The following is a 14,136-nucleotide window of genomic DNA, read 5'->3' on the forward strand; positions in this document are numbered from 1 at the left end:
GCCGACATCATCATCACCGCCACGGGGCTCAACCTGCAGCTCTTCGGCGGCATGGAACTCACCGTCAACGGCACGGCCGTCGACGTCCCGTCGACTATCGTCTACCGTGGCGCGATGCTCTCCGGCGTGCCCAACTTCTTGACCGCGATCGGCTACACCAACTCGTCGTGGACCCTCAAAATAGGCCTGCTATGCGAATGGTTCTGCCGCGTACTGAGCCACATGGACAAGAATGGATACGCCTCGGTGCGCCCGGTGGCCCCGAAAGTCATGGATACCCGCCCGCTGCTCGACTTCGACGCCGGATATGTGAAGCGCTCAATCCACTTGTTGCCCAAACAGGGAGATGTCGACCCGTGGAAGACGACGATGGCTGTCTCCCACGACGTCAAGAACCTCCGCAAAGGGGCGGTCGACGACGGATTCCTGCGCTACGAGAAGGTGATCGCGCCCGCAGGTACATCCTCCTGAGCCTCGCCCCCGGAGGAAATCCATGTCTATCGCGTCGCACGGCCACGCCTTCCAGATCGCAGCGGTTGTCCTGTACTTCACCGGAATGGTGGCGATCGGCTGGTTCGCGTACCTGAAGACCAAGAACAACCTGGACGGTTACCTGCTGGCCGATCGTGGGCTCGCGCCGTGGGTGGCAGCCCTGAGTGCGGGCGCCTCGGACATGTCGGGGTGGCTGCTGATGGGCCTGCCCGGCGCGATCTACCTCAGCGGTATGGACAAGTCGTGGATCATGATCGGTCTCATCGTCGGGGCCTGGATGAACTGGAAGCTGGTCGCACCGCGCCTGCGCTCCTACACCGAGGTCGCCGACGACGCGATCACCATCCCCAGCTTCTTCGAGAAGCGTCTGCACGACCAGTCCCGCATCCTGCGCATCACCTGCGGCGTGATCATCCTGGTGTTCTTCACCTTCTACGTGTCCAGCGGAATGGTCGCCTCCGGTAAATTCTTCAACTCGGCATTCGGGGTGAACTACCACGTCGGCATGCTGATCGTCGCAGGCGTCACCATGCTCTACACATTGATGGGCGGCTTTCTCGGGGCCTCCCTGACCGACGTCGCACAAGGCCTGCTCGTCGTCACCGCGCTCGTCGCCGTACCAGTCGTCGGGGTGATCGAACTCGGCGGCGTGGGGACCACCATCGATCTGATCCGCGACGTCGACCCCTCGGTGCCCAGCTTCTTCGCCGGCAGCAGCGCCCTCGGGATCGTCTCCGCGGCCGCATGGGGTTTGGGGTACTTCGGGCAACCGCACATCATCGTGCGCTTCATGGCCCTGCGCAGCCCCGCCGACGCCCCCACCGCCCGCCGAATCGGCATCGGCTGGATGATCATGTGCGCGCTCGGCGCGGTGGGTACCGCACTTGTCGGCATCGCCTACTTCAATGTGTACGCCGGCAAGAAGCCGGCCGACGCCGAAACCGTCTTCCTGGTGATGTCCCAGGTCTTGTTCCACCCCTTCGTCGCCGGACTGGTCCTCGCCGCCGTCCTTGCCGCGATCATGTCGACCATCTCGAGCCAACTCATCGTCTGCTCGTCGGCGCTCGTCGAGGACCTGTACAAGTTGGTGGCGCACAAACGCGGATTGCGCCCGCTCTCCGATTCGGCCTATGTCCGATTCGGCCGTATCGGCGTTCTGGCCATCGCCGTGATCGCCGTGCTGCTGGCCCTGTCACCGTCGAACAGCATCCTGGACCTGGTGGCCTTCGCCTGGTCCGGATTCGGATCGGCGTTCGGTCCCGCGATCATCCTGTCGCTGTTCTGGCGGCGGTTCACCACCGCCGGCGCGCTGACCGGGATCGTCGTCGGCGCGGTGGTCGCATTCGCCTGGGGCCAAAGCTCCCTCAACGCGCACCTGTACGGCATCGTGCCGGCTTTCGCCACGAGTTTCACCACCGCGATCGCCGTCAGTCTGATGACCGCGCGCAGCGACCCCGATGTGATCGACGCGGAGTTCGACGAGGCCACCGCCCTGGCCCGCGCCCCCCCGCCAGTCGGATGCGGCCGAGACCGCATCCGACTGATGCGCCGTCAGCCCCGCAGCAGTCCCTTGGCGACGTGGGTCACCTGGATCTCATTGGAACCGGCATAGATCATCAGCGACTTCGCGTCACGCGCGAGTTGCTCCACGCGGTACTCGGCCATGTAGCCGTTGCCGCCGAAGAGCTGCACTGCTTCCATGGCGACCTCGGTGGCCGCGCGCGACGAGTAGAGCTTCATCGCCGACGCCTCCGCAAGCGTCGGGGGCTTGCCTGCCTTCATCGCCTCCATGGCGACGAACAGCATGTTCTGGACGTTGAGGCGCGCAATCTCCATCTCGGCGAGCTTGAGCTGGATCAGCTGGAACTGCGCGATTTCCTGACCCCACAGCGTGCGGTTCTTGGCATAGTCGAGCGAGAGTCGCAAGCACTCGTTGATGATGCCGAGGCTCAGCGCGGCGATCCCGACGCGCTCGGCGGTGAATCCAGCCTTCGCGCTGTCGCCGCCGCGCTTATCAGAGCCGGTATCCTCGGTCTCGCCGAGCAGCCGATCAGCCGACAGCTTCACGTTGTCGAAGAACAGCTCACCGGTCGGCGAACTCATCATGCCCATCTTCTTGAAGGCCTTGCCCTGCGTGAGGCCCTCCATTCCCGTGTCCAGCACGAAGGTCAGCACCTTGCGGTCGCGGATGGGGGTGCCGTCACCCTCATCGAGCTTGGCGAACACGACGATGGTGTCGGCGTGGGGACCGTTGGTGATGAAGGTCTTCTGCCCCTTGAGGAGGTAGCCGCCGTCGCCGTCACGCTTGACAGTGGTCTTCATTCCGCCGAGCGCATCCGATCCACTGTCGGGTTCGGTGATCGCCCACGCACCGACCTTCTCCATCGTCACCAGCTCAGGCAGCCAGCGCTTCTTCTGCGCCAGCGTGCCGCGCGAGCGGATCGTCGACACGGTCAGCCCCATGCTCACGCCCATCGACCCGACGAGCCCGAGGCTCACCCCCGCGAGCTCCATGTTGAGAATCAGCGCCATCGACGAGCCCAAGGTGCCGCCCCCACTCTTGGGCTTCTCCTCACCGGCCTCCTCGGCCGCAAGATCCTTTTCGAGCTGCTCCCGATTCATCGCATCGATGCCGAAGGTGGCCAGCATCTTGCGGGTGATGTCAAAGGGCGGCAGCTGGCCGGTCTCGAGTTCGTCGACGTGAGGCCGGATCTCCTTCTCGATAAACGCACGCAGAGCGTCGCGCACCATGAGATCTTCGTCGGACCATTCGAACATTGCGCCTCCAGACGTCGGTGAAATCGGGCCCGCTCGCTATCGCTCCCGGCGCCCGGTCTTCTATTGGGCCCGCTCGCTATCGCTCCCGGCGCCCGGTCTTCTATTGGGCCCGCTCGCTATCGCTCCCGGCGCCCGGGTAGAACGTGTTCTAGTTCAGCGCCCATTGTGCCAGGCGTCACTAGGCTTGGCTGCCATGGATGACCTTTTCACCATCACCGACGTCGGCGACGAAGAGGTCGCTGCTGCCGAACGGAGCGCTGTCGAGGCCATCTGGTCGTCAGCACTGACCTGGTACCGGGCCGGCGCGCAGCCCGCACTCCAGGTGTGTGTGCGCCGCAGCGGACGGGTCGTGCTTAACCGTGCCGTCGGCCATGCCCGGGGGGCCGGCCCGCGCGACCCTGCTGATGCCGAGCAGATCCCGGTCACCGTCGACACGCCGTACTGCTGCTACTCGGCGGGGAAGGGACTCGCCGCCGCCATCGTCTTGCATCTTGCCGATCAGGGGGTATGGCGATTGGACGACCGCGTCACCGACTACCTTCCCGAGTACGGCGCGCACGGCAAAGGCCGCACCACGATCGACCATGTGCTCACCCACCGGGCGGGCGTCCCACTGCTGACCGGGCCCAAACCCGACCCGCGCCGGATGCGCGAAAGCGAGTATGCACGCACCATGCTCCGCGAACTGCGGCCGATCTATCCACCGGGCACCCTGCACATGTATCACGGGCTCACCTGGGGGCCGCTGGTGCGCGAGTTGGTCTCGGCGGCCACCGGACGCAGCATCCGCGACATTGCCGCGGACGAGTTCCTCAATCCATTGGGCTTCCGCTGGAACAACTTCGGGGTAGACGACGAGGACGTGCCACTCGTCGCACCCAGTCATGTGACCGGCCACGCCGAGCCCGGACTGGTCGACGCCGCCTTCCGCAAGGCAGTCGGCGGGACGATGGCCGACATCATCCCGATCTCCAACATGCCGGAATACCTGACCGACGTCGTCCCGTCGTCCAACCTCGTCTCCACAGCCTACGAACTGTCCCGCTTCGCCGAGTTCCTGCGGCGCGGCGGTGAGCTCGACGGGCACCGCGTCCTCTCCCCGTCGACCATTCCCAACGCCACACGCCAGCGCCGGCGGTTGCGCCCCGATATCGCGACCGGCGGCGCCCCGCTCCGCTGGGGAACCGGATTCATGTTGGGCGCCAAGCGATCCCCACTGTTCGGGGACGACAGCGAGCATGCTTTCGGCAACAGTGGACTGACCCACATCGTGACCTGGGCCGACCCGTCGCGGCAGATCGCCGTGGGGATCGTCAGCAGCGGCAAGCCGGTGAGCGGCAACGACTCCGCACACTACGCAGCACTCACGTCGACGATCAATCGCGCCCTGCAGCCCTGACCGCCAACCTCCCACAGCTATTCACCTTTCCCACCGTTGCAGCGGTGGGAGAGGTGAATAGCTGTGGGAATCACCCGTCAAATCAATCGCCGACCCCGTAACGCCCGACCGAGGCGAGGAATCATGCGCCCTGCCCCCAGATCATTCCAGTCCCAGCGAACGACTTCTGCGCCGGTAGAGCGAATCGCGTTCTCCCGGTTCTTCTCCCGAATAACCGCCTGCGACGCATCCTCGCCCGGCCGGAGATCCTTCGTATACTTGCGCTGTCCGTCGAACTCGCCGACAACTTCGCCGGCGAAGTCGAAGTCGACGAAGTACTGAGTACCCTCCACCCACAGTTCGCGCTGCAGGCCGGGAGAAGGGAATTTTGCGACGATCATCTGGGCCCGACTCCACGACTCGCCGGGGTTCGCCGCCAACGGACTGCCCGTCGCCACCGCGCAGCGGGCAACGGCGATTCCACGCTGACGACTGCGTTCACACAGCTGCGCCATGAGATCGTGGTCGGCGCCCGCCCGCAGTGCGGAATCGACAACGGTCAGCGCCTCGGCGAAGTCGCTACCGCGGGCAACATCGATCGCCGTGCGCTCAATGGTGGTCACGACCACACCCTCGACGACGACGATCTCCTCATCACCCAACGGCCCGGGGTGGGTGTGCCTGGTACGCCGGCGATTCCCCTCCTTGCCCTCTCTGCGTGTCAAATGCAGCCGACTCAGGTCGGGCCGCAGCATCGGCAGGCGGTGGATCGTCGCCGCGGAGTGGTGGCTCACCACCGAATTGTGCGACGCGGCGCGACCAGCGATTGCGAGAGCCACCTCCCGGTGCCCGGCCTCCGGGTAGCGCTGCTGCTCGGGAGACGTCCGGTAGAGACCCCTGGCGACCCGCTCGAGCCGGGCGAGTTCGCGATCGGTCATTCCGCGGGCCACGGCATCGGATCGCGTGATGATGGCGCTGGGTTCTGGTGATGGCATCGTCATGACCCTTAGACGCACCACGGCGCCGAGCGGATCCCGTCGACTCCGGTCCGCCGATGGATCCGCTCTGGGACTTCGACGAAACCGGCGGCGATCCACGGTTTGCCATCGATCCCAATAAGGCCAGATCAGAGCGTTCGAAACGACCGGTCGTTTCACCCTGATCGCCGACACCGTGGAACCACACACAATGTGTTGTAGCGGTCGGGGGACCAGAGTCCCGCGGTGACGATGACCGGCCCACTCATTGGGCACCGATCACACGATGTGAGCGCTACGCTCTCGGCATGACCAAGGACACGGCAATCATCACCGGTGGCGCGCGTGGCATGGGTCTGGCGACGGCCAAAGTCATGGCGGCCGACCATCACATCGTGCTCACCGACGTCGACGACAAGAAGCTCGCCACCGCAGTCAAGGAGATCGAATCGACCGGCGGCACAGCAGAATTCGTGGTCGCCGACATCACCGCGCGGGCCGAGGTCGACGCGGTGTTCGCCGCGGCGGCCACCGCTGGCGGCCTCCGCGCAGTGGTGCATGCGGCCGGCGTGAGCCCGCACATGGCGTCTGCGGAGAAGATCATCGAGATCAACGCCGTCGGCACCATCAACGTCACCGAATCCGCACTCACCGTCGCCGACGAGGGTTTCGCCGTCGTCAATGTCGCATCGATCGCGGCACAAATGGTGCCGGGCATCATGATCCCCAAACGTGCTTTCCGCCACGCCTCCACCGATCTCGACACGTTCCGCCGCAAGCTACTCGCCGCGGCTGGTCGCACGGGCCGGAAGATGGCGGCCGCACAGGCCTATCCGATCTCGAAAGCGTTCGTGGTCTGGTACAGCGCGGACCAGGCGGCCCGCTTCGGCGCCACGGGCGCCCGCATCTTATCGGTGTCGCCGGGCTCCTTCGACACCGAAATGGGCCGGATCGAGGAGCAGGGCGGCGCGGGCAAACTCACCGAATTCGCCGCCCTCAAGCGCTTCGGCCGACCCGAGGAGATTGCCGAGTTGCTCGCCTTCTGCGCAAGTGCCAAACCCGGCTACCTCACCGGCGTCGACATCCTCTGCGATGGCGGAACGAAAGCCGGGATGGGTCTCAAAGAGATGATCCAGCTCGCCCGCCAGGCATAGGTACAAAGTCCCGCGCCCCTTCGGAACGAACCGTCGTCGGTGGCACGATGAACCATGGCACTTTCCGCCGGCAGTGCGATCACCGAGTCCTTGGAGCTCTACGCGGACAAGCACGGTGATCCCACGTCAGCGATCTATGCACGGTTCTACGCGACCCATCCCGAGGCGGAGGAGCTGTTCGGCGGCGACACACTGATCCCGCGCCGAATGATGGCCGGGATCCTCGGCATTCTCATCGACCTCGCGGACGGGACTCTCGACCCGGCGCATAGCGCGGCCTGGGTCGTCGACCACATCGCCTACGAGGTCACCCGCCCAATGATTGAGACGATGTTCAGCGTAATTGTCGACGCGGTGCGCACGGGGCTGGCCGAACAGTGGACACCGCAGATGGAGGCCGACTGGATCGGCGTCCTCGACGCGTGGGCATCTGTCGTACACAGACAACTCGACGCCTAAACGTGCCGGGCTAGAGTTGATAGCCGCGCCCCGGCACGACCGCGACGTCGAAGAACGATGCGGCGTCCCGACACAGCAAGGCCTGTGCGACGGGGCCGGCCACGACGAGCGTCAACGACGGCGCCGGGCTCGCCCACTCCTTGATACGCCCGACCTCCTTGATACGCCCGACCTCCTTGATACGCCCGACGAAGGCGACGATGCTCTCCCCACCGTGCGGCCGGGCCGACGGGTCGCCGAACCACGCGCCCATCTCCGTGCCGGATACCTGTTCCGGAAGCAGCCCGGTCCACGCCCCGACGTCCAGACTCGCCAGCCGCGCGTCGACGAGAACCGTCAACGACAGCAACGACGCCGTCTCCCGGGCCGCCCGCTCTGGTCCGCAGATCACCGGTCCGCAGCTCACCGGTCCGCTCTGCTCCGCCAGCGCGGACACGTCGGCCCGGCCACGCTCATCGAGCGGCGCGCCGGTCTCGCCGAAGCGCACCAGGTGGTTGGGCCCGGTGCGCCCGGCGACAATTAGGTTCGCGCGCACCCGGTCATCGAGCGCCGGCGACCAGGTTGCCGGCTGAGGACACGGTGCGCCGACCAATCGCCGAGATTGTCGCCGCGAACACGAGGGTCAACACCGCCCACAACACGACCTGGTTGGCGATCGCATACACCCGGAAATCGCCGACGACCGCGGCGGGGAACCCGGCGGGAACCTCGTGGAACTCCGGAAGGAGCGCCTTGGCCGCGGCGATCACAACGAGATAGCCGAACCCGGCGACCGCCGCACCACCCAGTCCGCCGAGTCGGTCGCGCAGCTGCAGGGCCACGACGACCGCGACGATCATCGCGATCACCGACACGAGGGTGATGGTGAGGAAGGTGCCCGAGCGTGCACCGATCGTGTCCGAGGCCCCGACCGCCGGCGGATTCGCCGGATAGACGAAGAACGGCACCCCGAAGGCGGCGACGAAGCCGAGCAGGCCCAGCACCCCGACGACGGCCAGCGGATCGGTCGACGGCCAGCGCCGCCCGACATAGGCCCACAAGACGGTGAACGCAACGGCGAAAAAGGCACCCATCGCGAGCGCGAACACCACGGTGCCGACGCCGGCTCCGACGTTCTCCTGAATGGTCCGGCTGAACACCTCGACCTCGCCGTGATCGTGACCGGCCGTGTGGGCCACCGCTTCCTCGGCCCTACTCTGACTCTCCTCGAAGTCGATCGCCTTGGCGACCTGCGGTTCGATGAAGATCCGAGCGAAAGTGAATGAGACGATTCCCGCGACCAGGCCAGCCAGCAGCCCGGCGCCGATGAACTTGCGCTCCATGGTTGGTTCCGCCTCAGCTAGTGGCAGGGGAAGCCGAGGAAGTGACGGGCGTCGTGGACGAACTCGTGGATGTGGGTGTCGGACCCGAATACCGAGACAGCACCCTGGTCATAGGCCAAGAAGTAGTAGGCGAGCGCGGCGATCAGCACCGTTGCGGTGAGCAACAGCGCAACGCTGAGCGCGGACAGGTCGGGCACGGCGAGCGCACGGGGGGCGGCAGCCACCTGGGTCATAGCGGTCCTTTCGTCGGCGGATCTCGCGTCCGCGTTCCTCACAACTGCCAGCGCGGTGTCCTGACTCGCCACCTGTCCGGGACCGATGACTCACAGTGGCGCGACCGCCCCGGGATCACACCGGGTTACCCGCATCTGCTGACCCATCCAGTCTAGTCCCCCCGGGCGGCAATCGTTCCACCGTCCCCGATGTCCGGCCGGTCGGGAACAATGGACCCGTGCCCGCCCCCGATGCGCTGTCCCGCTTCTCGGCACCCACCCGCGAGTGGTTCACCGGTTCCTTCCCGGCGCCGACCCCCGCACAGGTCGGCGCCTGGGAGTCGATCGCCGACGGTCACCACACCCTGGTCATCGCGCCGACGGGGTCGGGCAAGACGCTGTCCGCCTTCCTATGGGCCATCGACCGTCTGGCCGGCGCGCACGCGCACACGACCCCCCGGCGCACGAAAGTCGTCTACATCTCCCCACTCAAGGCCCTCGCCGTCGACGTCGAGCGCAATCTGCGCGCGCCGCTGACCGGGATTTCCGCCGCAGCCATCGCCGCCGGCACCGCCCCTCCGGAGGTCACCGTCGGAATCCGGTCCGGGGACACTCCCGCCGCCGCGCGCCGTCAACTCGTCCGCACCCCACCGGACATCCTGATCACGACTCCCGAGTCGCTGTATCTGATGCTCACCTCATCGGCTCGCGAAACACTCACCGCGGTCGACACCGTCATCGTCGACGAGGTGCACGCCGTCGCCGGCACCAAGCGGGGCACCCACCTGGCGCTGTCGCTGGAACGCCTCGACTCGATGCTGGCCGACCCGGCCCAGCGCATCGGCCTCTCGGCGACCGTCCGCCCGCCCGCGGCGGTGGCCGCCTTCCTCGGCGGATCTCGGCCGTGCCGGATTGTCGCACCACCGGCGGTCAAGACGTTCGAACTGCGCATCGACGTTCCCGTCGAAGACATGGCCAACATCGGCGCCGGCACGGACGACGACATCGATCCCCTCCCCGGCGACGACGCCCTCTCCCCCACTGCCGGCTCGATCTGGCCTGCCATCGAACGATCCATCGCCGACGCGATTCTCGCCAACCGGGCGACCATCGTGTTCGCGAACTCGCGGCGCCTGGCCGAACGACTGACCGCGGCGCTCAACGAGCTGTACGCCCGCCGACTGGGGTTCACGACCGGCGACACGCGCAACCACCAGAACCCCGGCGGCGGGCCGGCGGCCCTTACCACGGCCGACACGCCCGCCATCCCGCTCGATGCCCCCGTACTGGCGCGCGCCCATCACGGCTCGGTGAGCAAGGAGCAACGGGCGCAGATCGAGGACGACCTGAAGTCCGGCCGCCTGCGCTGCGTCGTCGCCACCAGCTCACTCGAACTCGGCATCGACATGGGCGCGGTGGATCTGGTGATCCAGGTGGAGTCGCCGCCGTCGGTGGCGAGCGGCCTGCAGCGGGTAGGACGCGCAGGGCATCAGGTAGGCGAGATCAGCCGCGGAATTCTCTATCCCAAGCACCGCACCGACCTCATCCACACGACCGTGGCCGCGGCACGCATGCGCGCCGGCCTCATCGAAGAACTCCACCTCCCCGCCAATCCGCTCGATGTGCTGGCGCAGCAGACCATCGCCGCCGCGGCCGTCGCCGATCTCGACGTGGACGAGTGGTACGACACCGTCCGCCGCGCCGCCCCCTACAAGAACCTCGGCCGCGACGTGTTCGAGGCCACCCTCGACCTCGTCGCCGGCCGGTTTCCGTCCGAGGAGTTCGCCGAGTTGCGGCCCCGCGTGACCTGGGACCGCGTGGCAGGCACTCTGACCGGCCGGCGCGGCGCTCTTCGACTCGCGGTCACCTCCGGCGGCACCATCCCCGATCGCGGACTCTTCGGCGTCTTCCTCGCCGGCGACGATGAGGGCCCGCGCCGCGTCGGCGAGCTCGACGAAGAGATGGTTTACGAGTCCCGCGTGGGTGACGTGTTCGCGCTGGGTGCTTCTAGCTGGCGGATCGCCGAAATAACCCCCGACCGCGTGCTGGTCACCCCGGCCCCCGGTATGCCGGGCCGACTGCCGTTCTGGATCGGCGACGCGGTCGGCCGGCCAGCCGAATTGGGTGCCGCCATCGGCGAATTCACCGGCCGGGTGGCCAATGCGACATCGATGGCGGAGGCCGTCGCCGAGTTCACCGGATCCCCCGACGGAACCGGGCTGGGTCTCACCGACTTTGCGCGCACGAACCTGACGTCGCTGATCGGCGAGCAGCGCGCGGCCACCGGCACCGTCCCCACCGACCGCACCCTCGTCGTCGAACGGTTCCGCGACGAGCTGGGCGATTGGCGGGTCGTGTTGCACTCGCCGTATGGGCTTCGGGTCCATGCCCCGTGGGCCAGTGCCATCGCCAACCGACTCAAGGCGACCCTCGGGATCGACGGGGCGGTGAGTGCCGCCGACGATGGGATAGTGGTGCGCCTGCCCGACACCGACGACGCGCCGCCCGGCCCGGACGTGTTCGTCGTCGCCCCCGACGACATCGAACACATGGTCACCGACGCCCTCGGCGACTCCCCACTCTTCGCGGCCCGGTTTCGCGAGTGCGCCGCGCGCGCCCTACTCCTGCCCCGCCGCGATCCCGGCCGCCGCTCCCCCCTGTGGCAGCAGCGTCAGCGCAGCGCGCAACTACTGGGCGTCGCGACGCGCTACCCGGACTTTCCGATCATCCTGGAGGCGGTCCGCGAGTGCCTGCAGGACGTCTACGATCTGCCCGCGCTGCACGACCTGCTGACCCGCATCGCCCGGCGAGACGTCCGGCTCACCGCGGTCGAGACACCGAGCGCATCGCCGTTCGCCGCCGCCCTGCTCTTCGACTACGCCGGGGCATTCATGTACGCCGACGACGTTCCCGTCGCCGAGCGTCGCGCTGCGGCCCTGTCGCTGGACACCGCGTTGCTGGCCCAGCTACTCGGCCGACTCGACCTGCGCGAGCTTCTCGACGACGATGTCATCGCCGAGGTCGTCGCCCGCCTGCAGCGGCTGGACCCGGCCCGGCAGGCCCGCGACGCCCAAGACGTCGGCGACCTGCTGCGCTGGCTCGGGCCGTTGAGCACCGCGGATATCGCACAGCGATATCGCGGCGCGGAACCCCTCGAGACGGCCCTCAGAGAGTTGCGCGGCCAACTCGTCGCGATCACTGTGCGCGGACAGCCCCTGTGGGCGGCGGTCGAGGATGCCGCGAAGCTGCGCGACGGGCTCGGGGTCGCCCTGCCACCGGGAGTGCCGGCGGCGTTCGCCGCACCGGTCGCCGATCCGCTGGGCGATCTCGTCGGCCGATATGCGCGGACTCACGGCCCCTTCACCACCGCCGAGGCCGCCGGGCACCTCGGTCTGCCACCGGCGATCGCCGCCGACACGCTGGTGCGTCTCGCCTCCTCGCGCCGGGTGATCGAAGGCGAGTTCGTTCCCGGCAAAGGCCCCGCGCAGTGGTGCCACCCGGACGTTCTGAGCCAGCTTCGACGCGGTTCCCTCGCTGCCACCCGGTCGCAGATCGCTCCGGTCGACCATGCAAGCTTCGCCCGGTTCCTCCTCGACTGGCAGCATGTGGCGGACGATCGAACTGTTCGCGGCACCGATGGCGTCGCCGCGGTTCTCGACCAGTTGGCCGGAGTCCCCATCCCGGCATCGGCCTGGGAGTCGCTCGTGCTGCCGGCCAGGGTCCACGATTACGCGCCGTCGATGCTCGACGAACTCCTTTCCGCCGGGGAGGTGGTGTGGTCGGGCCACGGGCAGATCGGTGCCGCCGACGGCTGGGTGGCCTTCCACCCCGCCGATATGACCGCCGCAACCCTGCCGCCGCCCGATGCGATCGAGTTGACGCCGACGATGGCGAGCCTGGTCGACGCCCTCAACTCCGGTGGCGCCCTGCGCCTCCCGGAACTGGTGGCCCGTCTCGACGCCACCGGCGATGTGACCGACGCGGTGTGGGGGCTGGTGTGGGCCGGAATCGTCGCTAACGACAGCTTCGCCCCAGTGCGCGCACTGCTGTCAGGTCGCGGGGCCGCTGCCGCGCGGAGTTCGCCCAGTCACCGGTCGCGGCGCCCACCCCGGTTGCGGGGCGCACGACTGTCCGGCGCCTACCTGGGCGGCGCCGTCAATCCCGTTGTCGCCCAAAGTGTTCCCGGAGTCCTTGGCGGCAGATGGCTGCTACTGGACCGGCCCACCGCCGACCTGACCGCCACCACCTCGGCACGATGTGAAGTACTGCTGGAGCGCTACGGGATCGTCACCAAGGGCGCTGTGCACAGCGAGGGGGTGCCCGGCGGGTTCTCGCACGTCTACCGCGCCCTGACCGTTTTCGAGGACAGCGGCAAAGTGCGGCGCGGCTACTACGTCGACGGGCTCGGTGGTGCGCAGTTCGCCGTTCCGGCAACCGTCGATGTGCTGCGCGACCACACGACGATCCCTCGGCCGCAGACCGGTCGGGCGATCGTGCTGGCGGCAACCGATCCGGCGAATCCCTATGGCGCCGCGCTAGATTGGCCCGACCACGCGAGCCCGGCGCGCCCCGGCCGAAAGGCCGGCGCCCTCGTCGTGCTCGTCGACGGGGATCTCGTCTGCTTCGTTGAGCGTGGCGGCAAAACGGTGCTGACGTTCGACGGGGCCGGTCAAGCCGCCGCTGCTGCCCTCGCCGGCCTCATCCACTCCGGGCGCGTCGAGCGCCTTGCCATCGACACCGTCGACGGTGGACCGGTGCAGTCCACCGATTTCGGCACCAGTCTGCTGGCAGCCGGCTTCACCCGAACACCTCGAGGCGTTCGCCTGCGGTATGGCGCAACAGGCTGATCACCCGCGGGTGGGGACGCACTGCCGGTCGAGCCGCTTCACTGATTCCCATACCGATCCGGTTCCGGACCGAAGGTGAAACGGCGCGCCGAGATCTCGTCGACGGTGATCTCGACGTAGTCGTACTTCAGGGTGGGCACCCAACTCCGCAGCGGCAACTGATCGGCCGCCTCGATGTCCCGAACGGAGACGAGTATTCGCGCGTGCCCCTTGGCGATCACACTCCAGCCCCCGTCGTCGTCGGTCTCGTCGGCCTCAAAGGCCAAACGGTTGTTGACCGCGATCTCGGCCAGTTTGGCGCCGGCAGCCGAGCGGAACACGATCTTGCCGTCCGCGGCATAGAAGTTAATCGGGAAGATCTCCGGCTGGTCGCCGACACTCGTCGCGATTCGACCGAGTTGGCGCGTGGACAGCAGTTCCCACGCCTGCTCCGACGACAAGGTTTCGACAGCACTTCCGACGACCATGGTGACCTCCCTGAGCGCAGCATTCGTGGTCAGACCGAGCCTACGCGCAG

Annotated in this window: 11 protein-coding genes, 1 pseudogene and 1 riboswitch; of the genes and pseudogenes, 6 read left to right on the forward strand and 6 right to left on the reverse strand. The window is 67.5% G+C overall.

The window, feature by feature from the left end; genetic code table 11:
• Together B4M62_RS09085 and putP are read left to right on the forward strand one after the other, a co-directional pair.
• Positions 1–471: pseudogene (locus tag B4M62_RS09085) on the forward strand (FAD-containing monooxygenase EthA); the annotation flags it as partial.
• A 22-nt stretch (positions 472–493) separates the two neighbouring features.
• Positions 494–2,104 (forward strand): sodium/proline symporter PutP, encoded by a 1,611-nt coding sequence (gene putP, locus B4M62_RS09090; protein ID WP_290706857.1) that lies wholly within the window; start codon positions 494–496, stop codon positions 2,102–2,104.
• On the opposite strand, the gene B4M62_RS09095 is transcribed toward putP, so the two are convergent.
• On the reverse strand, positions 2,044–3,270 hold the full coding sequence (locus B4M62_RS09095) for an acyl-CoA dehydrogenase family protein (protein ID WP_290706859.1): 1,227 nt from the start codon (positions 3,268–3,270) through the stop codon (positions 2,044–2,046). The genes putP and B4M62_RS09095 overlap by 61 nt on opposite strands.
• Positions 3,271–3,463: 193 nt before the next feature.
• Between B4M62_RS09095 and B4M62_RS09100 the strand changes: the two genes are divergently transcribed.
• Positions 3,464–4,669, forward strand: coding sequence for a serine hydrolase (locus B4M62_RS09100; protein WP_290706861.1), 1,206 nt, complete (start codon positions 3,464–3,466; stop codon positions 4,667–4,669).
• 77 nt (positions 4,670–4,746) lie between these two features.
• On the opposite strand, the gene B4M62_RS09105 is transcribed toward B4M62_RS09100, so the two are convergent.
• Complete coding sequence (locus tag B4M62_RS09105) at positions 4,747–5,643, reverse strand: type IV toxin-antitoxin system AbiEi family antitoxin domain-containing protein (RefSeq protein ID WP_290706863.1); 897 nt, start codon at positions 5,641–5,643, stop codon at positions 4,747–4,749.
• Positions 5,644–5,933: 290 nt separating this feature from the next.
• Between B4M62_RS09105 and B4M62_RS09110 the strand changes: the two genes are divergently transcribed.
• Entirely contained in the window at positions 5,934–6,779 is an 846-nt protein-coding gene (locus tag B4M62_RS09110; protein WP_290706865.1) for an SDR family NAD(P)-dependent oxidoreductase, read from the forward strand.
• 54 nt (positions 6,780–6,833) lie between these two features.
• Positions 6,834–7,238, forward strand: a complete 405-nt coding sequence (locus B4M62_RS09115; protein ID WP_290706867.1) for a globin — start codon at positions 6,834–6,836, stop codon at positions 7,236–7,238.
• 10 nt (positions 7,239–7,248) lie between these two features.
• Here the strand turns inward: B4M62_RS09115 and B4M62_RS09120 are convergent, their stop codons facing one another.
• From B4M62_RS09120 to B4M62_RS09130, 3 genes are read right to left on the reverse strand one after another with little or no spacing between them, the layout of a single operon-like run.
• Entirely contained in the window at positions 7,249–7,773 is a 525-nt protein-coding gene (locus tag B4M62_RS09120) for a histidine phosphatase family protein (RefSeq protein WP_290706869.1), read from the reverse strand.
• A gap of 4 nt (positions 7,774–7,777) precedes the next feature.
• The gene (locus tag B4M62_RS09125; protein WP_290706871.1) at positions 7,778–8,560 is read right to left on the reverse strand and encodes a CbtA family protein; all 783 of its coding nucleotides are present in this window, start codon (positions 8,558–8,560) and stop codon (positions 7,778–7,780) included.
• Between the two features lie 17 nt (positions 8,561–8,577).
• Positions 8,578–8,793, reverse strand: coding sequence for a CbtB domain-containing protein (locus tag B4M62_RS09130; protein ID WP_290706874.1), 216 nt, complete (start codon positions 8,791–8,793; stop codon positions 8,578–8,580).
• Between the two features lie 54 nt (positions 8,794–8,847).
• Positions 8,848–8,923: riboswitch (cobalamin riboswitch) on the reverse strand.
• 88 nt (positions 8,924–9,011) lie between these two features.
• On the opposite strand from B4M62_RS09130, the gene B4M62_RS09135 reads away from it, so the two are divergent.
• Positions 9,012–13,619 (forward strand): ATP-dependent helicase, encoded by a 4,608-nt coding sequence (locus B4M62_RS09135; RefSeq protein WP_290706876.1) that lies wholly within the window; start codon positions 9,012–9,014, stop codon positions 13,617–13,619.
• A 38-nt stretch (positions 13,620–13,657) separates the two neighbouring features.
• Here the strand turns inward: B4M62_RS09135 and B4M62_RS09140 are convergent, their stop codons facing one another.
• Positions 13,658–14,086 carry a pyridoxamine 5'-phosphate oxidase family protein gene (locus B4M62_RS09140; protein WP_290706878.1) on the reverse strand — a complete coding sequence of 143 codons (429 nt, stop codon included), beginning with the start codon at positions 14,084–14,086 and terminating at the stop codon, positions 13,658–13,660.
• Positions 14,087–14,136: the final 50 nt, after the last annotated feature.

Origin of the sequence: Gordonia sp. UBA5067, assembly GCF_002414845.1 — a bacterium.
GTDB classification, from domain to species: Bacteria; Actinomycetota; Actinomycetes; order Mycobacteriales; family Mycobacteriaceae; genus Gordonia; species Gordonia defluvii.